This is a genomic window from Pseudorhodoferax sp. Leaf267 (assembly GCF_001422405.1).
Taxonomy (GTDB): Bacteria; Pseudomonadota; Gammaproteobacteria; order Burkholderiales; family Burkholderiaceae_C; genus Pseudorhodoferax.
The window spans coordinates 26,970-39,588 of sequence record NZ_LMMV01000003.1 but is presented as its reverse complement, the minus strand read 5'-3'; the positions used below and the strand labels follow the sequence as shown (position 1 = coordinate 39,588).

The window sequence follows — 12,619 nt, the reverse complement described above, 5'->3', positions numbered from 1 at the left end:
CGGCTGATCGCCGCCTATGCGTCGATGACCGACGTGGAGAAAGCTGCTTTGCACACCTGGGAAACGGAACACGTCGACGGTCGCTGAACCGCCACTAGCGACTGGCCCGGATGAAAAGCTGTGATCCACCGAATGGCCCATTGACGAGGTGAGAAGAACACGCAGGTAGCGTGAAATGGTCCAGCCCGATCGCCGACGACATCAACTTGTTCGTCTGCAAGAGCATTGCGTTTTCGATCACGAAGAACGCAAAAAGCTGGCGCCGACCAGCCCCGGCGCGATCAGGCCGCAGGCCCCATGTCTTCACGGCCACGGCGCGCACCCATCTTGTTTTCCAACGCGGCACGAACGGCGACGAGGCCGGCCTCGATGTCGAACGGATGGATCACCGGGATGTCGAACTTCATGCCCGCGATCAAAGCGGCCTTCTCCGCGATGCTGGCGCTGGTGTAGTTCCGAGCGTTCACGTCATCGCCTACGGAGTGGCCCATCAGTTGGTATCGGGCGAACCGCCGCATGTGCTCGTCCATCCCGGCGGCGTCGGACACCCGCGCCAGCGCATCGTTGGCGTTGTGCCGCAAGCTGTGAAAAACCTTCTTGCCGTCGCGGGGCATGCCCAGCTTCAGCAGCATCGCCGACATCGCGCGCTTGGCCTCTTTCGCGTACGCAGCATCACCCGCAGAGAAGGTCAACTCAGCGAACAGACGCCGGTAGCCGGCCGCGCGCAAGGCGTCGCACCACTGGACGAAACCTGCCTCGATCAGCACATCGTGCAGCGGCAAGAGGCGCCGGCTGTCCAGGGTCTTCAGAGACTTGTCCGGCGTCGTCTCGTTGATGTCCAAGCACCAGATGCCATCGCGTTGCACAACGTCATCGAGCCAGAGCTGACACGCCTCCCGAATACGCAGCCCGCTGAAGAGGCCCAACATCGGCAACCAATACTCGAAAGGCCGCCAGCGCTCGTTCCGTTTGGTCACATGCTCCCCGTTTCCGGTCCGATAGGTCGGCGTCGATAAGATCGCCATCAGCTCACACGGAGTGAACGGGCCGCGTGCATCGTCGCCCAGGTCCTCACGCTGCTGGGCCTTGAACTGTGAACGCGTGATGCCCTTCTCACCACGCAGGCCGGCTGCCAAATTCATGGCCAGGTAGTCCTTCTCGTGCAGCCAGCGAAACAGGCGCACCAGCCACTGCATGCGCTCGGCCTGCATCGCAGGCCGTAGCACCGGCCACGCTCGACCATCTGCATTCAGGGCCTCGACGGTGGCGGGCATGGTCGCCTGCCTGATCGACTTTGGCAGATGGTTCGCGTTGGCCGGCACCAGCTTGAGCGGGCCATCCCGGAACGCCCGGAGCATGTCGCCGTCCACCTTGCCCAGAAGGGGGTCGCCCATGAATTCGGAGAACAGCATCAAGCCTTTGCGTCGCTGCCCTCGCTCGGTGGCACTCGCCACGGATTCGGGCAGCCCGGCCGGACTGGCGCAATACAGCTCCACGGCCTCGCTGAACCGCTTTACAGCCCATTTCCCGCCCACCTGCACTACACCCCTTCCCTCGACCCGCTGCGCAGCTTTGGCGGCCTTCAGCGCGGCCGCATCGATGGTTGAAGCGACCACCGCTTGGAGCGCACTGACTTGGGCGGCCAGCACCTCAACATGATGCCGGTCTAGAAGTAGACCGACATCAGGCGCGAACATCCAGCCCGGCCGGCCAGGCGCATCGAGGGCAGCGATAGCGACAGGTCCAGCATCTGACAGTAGCTGACCGGCAACCTCACGCACGTCACTTGCCGGAACCTCATGCACACCAACGGCACGGGTTGCCAATGCGACAGCGGGCATCTGGGCCGGGTGAGGCACGATGCGCCTGCCAGTGGCGGGGTCATCGATCTCCAGCGCCTCGACCGGAACTAAATGGCCATCCACACCGGCAGCACGCCAAAACATGCCCAGGGCGCCGTCTGCGGCTTTGCGCAGCAGGTAGTCGACACCCAGGCCCGACACTGCACCGGCAGCCACAAGACGCATATGCCCGCCAGCGCGCAGCACCGGGCTGCCGTCGGCGATCTTGAGAAGTTCAGCAGCATCCATCGGCGCATTGGTGACGACCAGTCGGCCCAGCTCGTGCAGTTGGCGCCGCCACCGTGCCAACACCTCGCTGGCGACCACGACGGCGACGGCGCGAACCGTGGTCCCGGTGCTCTGGATCAGTTCGCGGCGCCTCAGCACCGAGCGCAGCCCCGGCGGCACCGTGACCCGCGCGACATACACACCAGACGGACGACGTTGGAGACCTTGCACGACAGCACCTCTTGTATGAGCGCTGCGTATGAGCCGCTTAGATCGTCAATTCCTCATGTGAATCAACAACTTAGGCGGATTGGTGCGGCTGGCGGGGATCGAACCCACGACCCTTGGCTTCGGAGGCCAATACTCTATCCACTGAGCTACAGCCGCGACCGGGCGTGATTGTAGCTGCCGCCCTCGACGTGACCTGGCGCGCCATCGGCCAAGAGGCGTCACGACGCGCACCGCGCCCTCAAGCGCCCGTGTCGGCGGCGCGTGCCAGCTGCGACAAACGTCGCACCAGCGGCGCGAACAGATCGGACGCGGTGTTGCCGTAGCCCAGCACGAGGCCGTTGTCCTGCGCCAGCGGCTGCAGCGCAAAGCCCGACAGCGCCTGCGCGCCGATGCCGTGGCGCCGCGCCGCCTGGACGATGGCCGCATCGGGATGGCGCGGCGGCAAACGCACCAGAAGATGCAGGCCGCTGTGCCCTCCTTCGATCGCATGCGGCACGCGCAGCCCATCGGCCAGGGCCACGCGCAGGGCCTGTTGGCGCTCGCGGTACAGGCGGCGCATGCGGCCCAGGTGGCGGCTGAACTGGCCGCTCTCGATGAAGTCGGCCAGCGCCAGCTGTGCAGGGCGGTGCCCGCCGCGCAGCATCTCGCCCAGCGGCGCCTGCACCGAGGGCAGCAGCGCCTCGGGCAGCACCACGAAGCCCAGGCGCAGCGCGGGAAACATGGTCTTGCTGAAGGTGCCCACGTACAGCACCGGCGCCTGCGGCACCAGCCCCTGCATGGCGCCGATGGGCTCGCCCGCGTGGCGGAACTCGCTGTCGTAATCGTCCTCAATGATCCAGGCCCGGTGCCGGCGCGCGGCTTCGATCAGGGCCAGCCGGCGCGCAGCCGTCTGCACGGCGCCGGTGGGGTACTGGTGCGACGGCGTGGTGTAGACCAGGCGCGGCGGCCGGGCCTGCCAGTCGTGCGCGGTCACGACCAGGCCCTGGTCGTCCACGCGCTGCGGCACCACGCGCAGGTCGCCGGCCTGCAGCGCCGCCTTGGCGCCGCGGTAGCCGGGGTCTTCCACCCAGGCCGTGTCGCCCGGGTCGGCCAGCAGGCGCACGCACAGGGCCAGCGCCTCCTGCGCGCCCTCCGTGATCACGACCTGCGCGGCACTGCAGCGCACGCCGCGCGCGATGGCCAGGTGGCGCGCAATCGACGCGCGCAGGCCCGGCTCGCCCAGCGGGTCGCCATAGCCCAGCATCGCCGGGCCGGCCGCGCGCGATGCGCGATCGAGCGCCTGGCGCCATGCCGCGAAAGGAAAGTGCGACAGCGCCGGCACGCCAGGCCGCAGGGCCGCGGCTGCATCGTCGCGCGAGGTGCCGGCCTGCATGCCGGCCAGGCGGCGTGCGATGGCGGGCCGCGCTTGCGCCCCGCGCGCGGCGGGCGGGCAGTGCATGGCGGCCACCCGCGTGCCCTGGCGGTCGGGCTGCAGGAAGCCTTCGGCCGCGAGTTGCTCGTAAGCCGCCGTCACCGTGTTGCGCGAGATCTGCAGCGCCTCGGCCAGCGATCGCGAGCCCGGCAGGCGGCTGGCGGGCAGCAATCGCCCGTCCAGAATGGCGTGACGCAGGCGCTGGTGCAGTTGGCGCTGGAGCGGCTCCGCATCGGCGCCGCGCGCCAGCGGGGCTTCGAGCAAGGCTTGGGGCGTGGGCATGGGCGTCGTCGTGGCACCACGCAAAACATGCGTCGTGGCACTTTTCATGGTACCTCGCTGCCGTTAACTTGCGTGGCATGCTGGCGCATCGCCGGCCGTTGCCCAAGAAAGATATCTGCTGTGTCTCACACCCAGAACGAACACGCGCAACCCGTCGGCCCCGCCCTGCCCGGCTGGACTGCGCGAGCCCGACCTCGACACACCACGCTGACCGGCCGGTTCTGCCGTCTGGAACCGCTGGACGCGGCACGCCACGCGGCCGACCTGCATGACGCCTACGTGCAGGCCGGTGACGCGCGCGACTGGACCTACATGGCGGTCGGCCCGTTTGCCGACCTGGACAGCTACCGCCGCCACGCCGAGGCCGCGGCAGCCAGCACCGACCCGCTGCACTTCGCGGTGGTCGACGCGCAGACCGGCCACGCCATCGGCACGCTGGCGCTGATGCGCATCGACCCGGCCCACGGTGTCGTCGAGGTCGGTCACGTGATGTTCTCGCCGGCCCTCAAGCAGACGCCGATCTCCACCGAGGCGCAGTTCCTGCTGATGCAGTACGTGTTCGACCACCTGGGCTACCGGCGCTACGAATGGAAGTGCGACAGCCTGAACGCACCTTCGCGCAAGACGGCTGCGCGCCTGGGCTTCCAGTTCGAAGGCGTGTTCCGCCAGGCCGTGGTCTACAAGGGCCGCAGCCGCGACACGGCGTGGTTCTCCATCGTCGACGGCGACTGGCCCGCCGTGCGCGCCGCGTTCGTCCAGTGGCTGGCGCCGGACAACTTCGACATGCACGGCGCGCAACGCCGCACGCTGGCCGGCATCCGCAGTGCGCCGGCGCAGGCAGAGCGTGCACAGGTGGAGATCCGGCCCCTCGCGCCGGGCGAACAGGCGGCCTGGCTGCCGCTGTGGCGGGGCTACCAGCAGTTCTACCGGGTCGAGCTGAGCGATGCGGTCACCGCGCAGACCTGGGAGCGCCTCATGGACCCGGCCGAGCCCATGCACGTGCTGGGCGCATTCGACACGCAGGGGCAGCTTTTGGGCATCGTGCACTTCATCGTCCACCGCTCGACCTGGACGGTGGGCCACTATGTCTACCTGCAGGACCTGTTCACGGCCGGGCAGGCCCGTGGCCAGGGCGTGGGCCGCAGGCTGATCGAGGCCGTCTACGCCCGGGCGCGCGAGGCCGGTGCGAGCCGCGTGCACTGGCTCACGCACGAGAGCAATGCGGCGGGCCGACGGCTGTACGACCAGGTCGCCGAGAACGCGGGCTTCATCCAGTACCGCAAGAGCATGGCGTGACGCGGTGGAGGTTCAGGGCCAGTCGCACACCACCGAACACGGCAGGCCCGGGCTGTGGTCGGCGCGCCGCAGCCGCGCATAGAGCTCCAGCCGCGCCGGGCGCCGGTTCAGCACATGCACGCGGAACTCGATACGCCGCGGGTCGGAGGCCGTCGGCGTGAGGTGGTAGCCCCAGACGAAGTAAGCCTGCCCGCGCCTGGCCGCAGCCTGGGCCTGCTGCACCATCGCAGCCGGCTCGAACACACCGCCGGCGGTCTGCAGCGACTTGACGCGCACGCGCCAGGCGCCGCTGGCCAGGTCGGTCTCCTTGTAGGCCAGGAAGGCATGGACGTCGCCGCTGGCGCCGTCATCGGCCTGCAGGTAGGCCATGGCCTCGTAGCGGGTGCGGTTGTCGGAGACGGGCAGCTGCAGCAGTGCGCCCGAGCGCGCAGTGCTCGGTGCGAGGCCGCGCGGCAGACCAGGAGCGATGGGGCACATGTGCAGGCATGGTGGGCAACGCCTGTTTCAGCGGCGTTCCAGCCCCTGCCCAGATATGTTTCAGTTGTTGCGCGCCGCCGGGGCCGGGCGCAGGCCCAGGCCCGCAAGGTAGACGTCGATGACCTGTTCGCCCAGCACCGGCAGGTCGAAGGTCGCCGTGTCCAGCAGCCAGTTGCGAATCAGCCCGTCGATCAGCGCGTGCAGGCCCTCGGCCGCCTGCACCGCCGGCAATGGCAGCCGGCGCCCGGCCTGGCGCGCGGCCAGGCGCAGCGCAGTGGCGATGTCGACGATGCACTTGTCGCGCACGCTGCGATGGCGGTCGCGCACGGCATGCAGCTCGTCGATGTATTCCACCTTCTGCATCGCGATGTCGACCACGCCGCGCAGCTTGGCGTCGGCCTTGAGCTGGGCCAGCGCGCGCAGGATGGCGGCGCGCAGTTCGCCGAGCGCATCGCGCGCCATGGCCTGGTGGCCCGGGCTGCCGGGCTGCAGCGACTGCTCCAGTGGCAGCGTGACGCGCTCCATCATCGCGTTGAAGAGGTCGGCCTTGTCCTTGAAATGCCAGTAGATCGCGCCGCGCGTGGCACCGGCCGCGGTGGCGATGTCCTGCAGCGACGTGCGCGACACACCGCGCGCCTGGAACAGCGTTTCGGCCGCGTCCAGCAAGCGGTGTCGGGTGGCCTGGGCCTCTTCCTTGGTTCGTCGCGCCAACGCGTCTCCAGTCGGTTTTCGTTGGGCAATGCAGCATTGCCGGGGCCGCACTAATATACATTCATCACTGTATGTAAGTAAGCTACACTCCGGGTCTTCCCGCAGTACCGCCTGCCCAGCACGGGCCGCGGCACCAGGGAACGGGCCAGCGCCCTGCCCCCTCTTTGCAGACGCGGGCCAGCCGTCGGCCCTCTCATCCATTTACCGATGCCCCTCCTGGAAGGAATCGCATGTCAGTCCTGCGCCCCGGTTTCCGCCGTCACCTCAACAAGCCGGCCCGTCCGCTGGCGATCCTGGCCCTGGCCGTGCTGCTGGCCGCCTGCGGCAAGGGCGACGACAAGAAGGGTGCAGCCGCCCCGGCCGGTGGCGGCATGCCGCCACCCGAAGTCGGCGTGGTCGTGGCCACGCCGGGCGACATCGGTCTGGTGACCGAACTGCCCGGCCGCCTCGAAGCCTCGCGCGTGGCCGAAGTGCGCGCCCGCGCTGCCGGCATCCTGCAGCGCCGGCTGTTCAAGGAAGGCAGCGACGTGAAGGCTGGCCAACCGCTGTTCGCGATCGACGCCGCGCCCTACCAGGCCACCTACCAGAGCTCGCAGGCGCAGCTGATCCGCGCGCAGGCCAACCTCACGCGCACCAGCGACGTGGCCAAGCGCTACGCGCCGCTGGTGGCCGCCAACGCGATCAGCAAGCAGGACTACGACGACGCCGTGGCCGCCAAGGCGCAGGCCGAGGCCGATGTCGCCGTGGCCAAGGCCGCGGTGCAGACGGCCAAGATCAGCCTGGACTACGCGGCCGTGACGGCGCCGATCTCGGGCCGCATCGGCCGCGCGCTGGTGACAGAGGGCGCCCTCGTGGGCCAGGGCGAACCGACCCCGTTGGCCGTGGTGCAGCAGATCAACCCGCTCTACGTGAACTTCACGCAGTCGGCCAGCGAGGCGCTGCGCCTGCGCCGCGCCATGGAGGCCGGCACGCTCAAGCGCGGCACCGACGGCGCCGCAGCGGTGCGCATCGTGCTGGAAGACGGTAGCGAATACGCGCAGGCCGGCAGGCTGCTGTTCACCGACCTCACGGTGGACCAGGCCACGGGCCAGATCACGCTGCGCGCCGAAGTGCCCAACCCCAAGGGCGACCTGCTGCCCGGCCTGTACGTGCGCGTGCGGGTCGAGCAGGCCCAGGCCACGAATGCGATCTCCATCCCGCAGCAGGCCGTGACGCGCACTGACGCGGGCGACACGCTGACGGTGGTCGGTGCCGACGGCAAGCTGGCCAAGCGCACGGTGAAGATCCAGGCTGGCCAGAACAACCGCTGGATCGTGACCGAGGGCCTGAAGGCCGGCGAACAGGTCATGGTCGACGGCTTCCAGAAGCTGCAGATGCTGCCGCCGGGCACGCCCGTGAAGGCTGTGCCGTGGCAGGCCCCGGGCAGTGCGGCCCCCGCCGCGTCTGCTGCAGCCCCTGCAGCGTCGGCCGCCGCCCCGGCCTCCGCTCCCAAGCAATAAACCAGGCACGCATCCATGGCCAAGTTCTTCATCGATCGCCCGATCTTTGCGTGGGTGATCGCGCTGTTCATCATCGTGATGGGCGCGGTCTCAATCACCCAGCTGCCGATCTCGCAGTACCCGCCGGTGGCGCCACCGGCCATCGTCATCAACGTTGCCTATCCCGGCGCCTCGGCGCAGACGCTGGAGGACAGCGTGCTGTCCGTCATCGAACGCGAAATGAACGGCTCGCCCGGCCTGATCTACGTGGAGTCGGTGGCCCAGGCCGACGGCACCGGCACCATCACGGTGACCTTCGAGCCCGGCACCAACGACGACCTGGCGCAGGTGGACGTGCAGAACCGCCTGTCGCGCGCCACGCCGCGGCTGCCCGCGGCCGTGACGCAGCAGGGCGTGCGCGTGGACAAGGCGCGCAACAACTTCCTGGCGTTCGCGATGCTGTCCTCGGACAACCCCGACTTCACCACGGTGGAGCTGGGCGACTACGCCGCGCGCAACATCCAGCCTGAGCTGCAGCGCGTCAAGGGCGTGGGCCAGGTGCAGTTGTTCGGCTCGGAGACCGCCATGCGCATCTGGCTGGACCCGGCCAGGATGCAGGGCGTGAAGATCTCCTCGGCCGAGGTGACGGCCGCGATCCGGGCCCAGAACGCCCAGGTGGCGTCCGGCACCATCGGCGACCTGCCGAACGTGGCCGGGCAGGGCATCGCCGCCACCGTGGTCGTCAAGGGCCAGCTGTCCAACGTGCAGCAGTTCGAGAACATCGTGCTGCGGGCCAACGCCGACGGCTCCACCGTGCGCCTGAAGGACGTGGCGCGCGTCGAGATCGGTGGCCAGAGCTACGCCACTTCCGCGCGCCTGAACGGCGTGCCCGCGGTCGGCCTGGGCGTGCAGCCTTCGCCGGGCGGCAATGCGCTGGAGTCGGCGCGCCTCTTGCGCCAGAAGATGGACGAGCTGTCCAAGTTCTTCCCGCAGGGCGTGAAGTACGACATCCCCTACGACAGCTCCAAGTTCGTCAGCATCTCCATCGAGCAGGTCACGCACACGCTGCTCGAAGCCGTGGCGCTGGTGTTCCTGGTGATGTTCCTGTTCCTGCAGAACTGGCGCTACACGCTGATCCCCACGCTGGTGGTGCCGATCGCGCTGCTCGGCACCTTCGGCGCGCTGCTGGCGCTGGGCTTCTCGATCAACGTGCTCACCATGTTCGGCATGGTGCTGGTGATCGGCATCGTGGTGGACGACGCCATCGTGGTGGTGGAGAACGTCGAGCGCATCATGACCGAGGAGGGCCTGTCGCCGCTGGACGCCACCAAGAAGGCGATGCAGCAGATTTCGGGCGCCATCATCGGCGTGACGGTGGTGCTGGTCTCGGTGTTCGTGCCGCTGGCATTCTTCGCGGGATCGACCGGCAACATCTACCGCCAGTTCTCGGCCGTGATGGTGGTGTCGATCGGCTTCTCGGCCTTCCTGGCGCTGTCGTTGACGCCGGCCCTGTGCGCCACGCTGCTCAAACCCGTCGAGGCCGGCCACCACCATGACAAGCGCGGCTTCTTCGGCTGGTTCAACCGGAGCTTCTCGCGCACGGCCAAGGGCTACGAGGGCGTGGTCGCGCGCATGCTCAAGGGCGCCTGGCGCTACCTGATCATCTACGCGGCCATCATCGGTGCCGTGGTCATCATGTACCAGCGCCTGCCCACCTCCTTCCTGCCGCAGGAAGACCAGGGCAACATCATCGTCAACGTGCAGTTGCCCCCGGGCGCCACGCAGGAGCGCATGCTGGACGTGATGCAGCAGGTCGAAGGCTTCATCCTGAAGCAGCCCGAGGTGGAGAGCATGGTCGGCGTGCTGGGCTTCTCGTTCTCGGGCCAGGGCCAGAACTCGGGCCTGGCGTTCGTGACGCTGAAGGACTGGTCCGAACGGCACGACCCGGCGAATTCCGCCAGCGCACTGGCAGGCCGCGCATTCGGTGCGCTGTCGGGCATCCGCGACGCCTTCATCTACCCGCTGAGCCCGCCGCCCATCCCGGAACTGGGCAACGCCAGCGGCTTCTCGTTCCGCCTGCAGGACCGCTCCGGCCAGGGACACCAGGCACTGCTGAACGCACGCAACCAGCTGCTGGGCCTGGCCTCGCAGAGCAAGGTGCTGGCGCAGGTGCGGCCTGATGGTTTGGAAGACGCCTCGCAGCTGCAGATCGACATCGACCGCGACAAGGCGCAGGCCCTGGGCGTGGGCTTCGATGCGATCAACACCGCGCTGTCGACCGCGCTGGGTTCGAGCTACATCAACGACTTCCCGAACCGCGGCCGCCTGCAGCGCGTGATCGTGCAGGCCGATGCACCGGCCCGCATGCAGCCTGAAGACCTGCTGCGCCTGAACGCAGCCAATGCGCAAGGGCAACCGGTGCCGCTGTCGGCCTTCGCGACCACCCGCTGGGTGACCGGCGCGATGCAGACGGTGCGCTACAACGGCTACCCGGCCGTGCGCATCAGCGGCGACGCGGGCCCGGGCCAGAGTACGGGCGCGGCCATGGCCGAGATGGAGCGGCTGGCGGCCCAGTTGCCGGCCGGCTTCGGCTTCGAATGGACCGGCCAGTCGCGCGAGGAAAAGCTTGCCGGCTCGCAGGCCATCATCCTGTACGGCTTCGCGATCCTGGCGGTGTTCCTGTGCCTGGCGGCGCTGTACGAGAGCTGGTCGATCCCGCTGGCGGTGATCCTGGTGGTGCCGCTCGGCGTGGTCGGCGTGCTGCTGGCGACGCTGCTGCGCAGCTATTCCAACGACGTGTACTTCCAGGTGGGGCTGATCACCATCATCGGCCTGTCGGCGAAGAACGCGATCCTGATCATCGAGTTCGCCAAGGACCTGCAGGCCGCGGGCAAAGGCGTGGTCGAGTCGGCGCTGGAGGCCGCGCACCTGCGGTTCCGGCCCATCATCATGACCTCGCTGGCCTTCGGCCTGGGCGTGGTGCCGCTGTTCATCGCCTCGGGCGCGGGCTCGGCGAGCCAGCGCGCGATCGGCACCGGCGTGATCGGCGGCATGGCCACGGGCACGCTGCTGGCCGTCTTCTTCGTGCCGGTGTTCTTTGTGCTGGTGCGCGGCCTGTTCAAGGGCAGCAAGCGTCAGCAGGAAATCTATGCGGAGCACGCACGCCATGCGGGCGTGGGCGAAACGAAAGGTGCCGCACATGACTAAGCACTCGAAGCGCCTCGCGGCGCTGGCGGCGGCGGCCCTGCTGGCCGGCTGCTCCTTCATCCCGACCTACGAGCGCCCCGCGGCGCCCGTGGCCACGCAGTTCCCGGATGCGGGCGCTGCGCCGGCGGCGGGCACGCAGGCCGCGGCCGACCTGCCCTGGCAGAGCTTCATCAGCGACGCGCGGCTGCGCAGCCTGGTCGAGCTGGCGTTGGCCAACAACCGCGACCTGCGCGTGGCGGTGCTCAACATCGAGCAGGCGCGTGCGCAGTACCGCATCCAGCGCGCCGACCGTTACCCCAGCGTGGGCGCCGGCATCAGCGGCTCGCGCACGCCGCAGCCCGGCGGCGAGACGCTCACGGTCTACCAGGCCGGGCTGACCGTGTCGTCCTGGGAGATCGATTTCTTCGGCCGCATCGCGAGCCTGAGCGAAGTGGCGCTGGCGCAGTACCTGGCCACCGAAGAGGGCCGCAAGGCCACGCAGATCAGCCTGGTGGCCTCGGTGGCGAACGCCTACCTCAGCCTGCTGGCCGACGACGAGCTGCTCGAGCTGACGCGTCAGACGCTGGCCACGCGCGAGGAATCGATCAAGCTGTCCAAGCTGCGGCTGGACAGCGGCGTGGCCTCCGAGCTGGACTTCCGCCAGGCGCAGTCGCTGCTGGAAGCCGCGCGCGCCACCTTGGCGCAGGTGCAGCGCCAGCGCGCGCTGGACCTGAACCTGTTGACCCTGCTGGTCGGCCAGCCCGACTGGGCGCAGCAGGTCGGCACGCCGCCGGCCACCACGCGGCTGGAGAACGCGGTGCTGATGGCCGAGCTGCCGACGGGCCTGCCGTCCGACGTGCTGGTGGCGCGGCCCGACATCCGCCAGGCCGAGCAGTTGCTGATCGCCAGCAACGCCAACATCGGCGCAGCACGCGCGGCCTTCTTCCCGCGCATCTCGCTGACGGCGGGCTTCGGCACGGCCAGCACGCAGCTGTCGGGCCTGTTCGAAAGCGGCTCGTTCGGCTGGACCGTCGCACCGCAATTGCTGCTGCCGATCTTCGATGCCGGCCGTAACCAGGCGGGGCTGGACGCGGCCAAGGTGGGCCGCGACATCGCCGTGGCGCAGTACGAGCGCGCGATCCAGACTGCCTTCCGTGAAGTGGCTGACGCGCTGGCCGGCCGGGCCACGCTGGGCGAGCAATTGCGCGCGCAGCAGGCGCAGGTGGAAGCCGAATCGGCGCGCTTCAAGCTGTCGGATCTGCGCTACCGCAACGGCGTGGCCAGCTATCTCGATCTGCTGGATGCGCAGCGCTCGCTTTTCACCACCCAGCAGGCCGTGGTGCAGACGCGGTTGGCGCAGCTGCAGAACCAGGTGACGCTGTACAAGACCTTGGGCGGCGGCTGGACCGCGCAGCCCTGAAAACGGATCCGTCCACGGGCTGGGCGCGCCCTTGCGCAGGGCGCACACACCGGTGGCG

Annotated in this window: 8 protein-coding genes and 1 tRNA gene; 4 read left to right on the top strand and 5 right to left on the bottom strand. The window is 69.0% G+C overall.

Annotated elements, in window-relative coordinates:
- Positions 1-281: 281 nt before the first annotated feature.
- The 3 genes from ASF43_RS08320 to ASF43_RS08310 all read right to left on the bottom strand — a co-directional run bounded on the left by ASF43_RS08320 (position 282) and on the right by ASF43_RS08310 (position 3,993).
- On the bottom strand, positions 282-2,300 hold the full coding sequence (locus tag ASF43_RS08320; protein WP_156373218.1) for a site-specific integrase: 2,019 nt from the start codon (positions 2,298-2,300) through the stop codon (positions 282-284).
- An 80-nt stretch (positions 2,301-2,380) separates the two neighbouring features.
- A tRNA-Arg gene (locus tag ASF43_RS08315) sits at positions 2,381-2,456 on the bottom strand.
- Positions 2,457-2,538: 82 nt separating this feature from the next.
- Positions 2,539-3,993, bottom strand: a complete 1,455-nt coding sequence (locus ASF43_RS08310; protein ID WP_056179268.1) for a PLP-dependent aminotransferase family protein — start codon at positions 3,991-3,993, stop codon at positions 2,539-2,541.
- A 120-nt stretch (positions 3,994-4,113) separates the two neighbouring features.
- On the opposite strand from ASF43_RS08310, the gene ASF43_RS08305 reads away from it, so the two are divergent.
- Positions 4,114-5,289, top strand: a complete 1,176-nt coding sequence (locus ASF43_RS08305) for a GNAT family N-acetyltransferase (protein ID WP_056178925.1) — start codon at positions 4,114-4,116, stop codon at positions 5,287-5,289.
- Positions 5,290-5,301: 12 nt separating this feature from the next.
- On the opposite strand, the gene ASF43_RS08300 is transcribed toward ASF43_RS08305, so the two are convergent.
- Both ASF43_RS08300 and ASF43_RS08295 read right to left on the bottom strand, forming a co-directional pair.
- Entirely contained in the window at positions 5,302-5,766 is a 465-nt protein-coding gene (locus ASF43_RS08300) for a hypothetical protein (RefSeq protein ID WP_056178922.1), read from the bottom strand.
- Positions 5,767-5,826: 60 nt separating this feature from the next.
- On the bottom strand, positions 5,827-6,477 hold the full coding sequence (locus tag ASF43_RS08295; protein ID WP_056178919.1) for a TetR family transcriptional regulator: 651 nt from the start codon (positions 6,475-6,477) through the stop codon (positions 5,827-5,829).
- Positions 6,478-6,707: 230 nt separating this feature from the next.
- Here ASF43_RS08295 and ASF43_RS08290 point away from each other — a divergent pair, with 230 nt between their 5' ends.
- The 3 genes from ASF43_RS08290 to ASF43_RS08280 are packed head-to-tail and all read left to right on the top strand — an operon-like array spanning position 6,708 to position 12,561.
- On the top strand, positions 6,708-7,976 hold the full coding sequence (locus ASF43_RS08290) for an efflux RND transporter periplasmic adaptor subunit (RefSeq protein ID WP_082497705.1): 1,269 nt from the start codon (positions 6,708-6,710) through the stop codon (positions 7,974-7,976).
- 15 nt (positions 7,977-7,991) lie between these two features.
- Positions 7,992-11,162, top strand: a complete 3,171-nt coding sequence (locus ASF43_RS08285) for an efflux RND transporter permease subunit (RefSeq protein WP_056178917.1) — start codon at positions 7,992-7,994, stop codon at positions 11,160-11,162.
- Complete coding sequence (locus ASF43_RS08280; RefSeq protein ID WP_056178914.1) at positions 11,155-12,561, top strand: efflux transporter outer membrane subunit; 1,407 nt, start codon at positions 11,155-11,157, stop codon at positions 12,559-12,561. Before ASF43_RS08285 ends, ASF43_RS08280 begins: the two co-directional genes overlap by 8 nt.
- Positions 12,562-12,619: the final 58 nt, after the last annotated feature.